Raw genomic sequence first — 243 nt, forward strand, 5'->3', positions numbered from 1 at the left:
TTGCGCGCTGTTGCACGGCAAAATCCGGAGAATGATAAGGCCGCAGAGCATCTTACACTGCTGCGCGTCGCCTTGCGCGATAAGGCCGTATTGCAAATCAGATATTGCGATTTGCAGGATAAACACAGTCAGCGCATAGTTCGGCCGCTTGGCCTGACAATGTTTGATGCGGTCTGGCTGCTAACTGTCTGGTGTGAAGACCGCTCGGATTTTCGTAATCTGCGCGTGGATCGAATTGAGGCT

At 52.7% G+C, this 243-nt stretch carries 1 protein-coding gene; it reads left to right on the plus strand.

Going from position 1 to position 243, the window contains the following annotated elements:
• A partial coding sequence (locus tag HBA93_RS22915) for a helix-turn-helix transcriptional regulator (RefSeq protein WP_221724762.1) occupies window positions 1-243 on the plus strand: 243 nt, incomplete at both ends.

This window comes from Ochrobactrum sp. SFR4 (assembly GCF_019730395.1).
GTDB lineage: Bacteria > Pseudomonadota > Alphaproteobacteria > Rhizobiales > Rhizobiaceae > Pseudochrobactrum.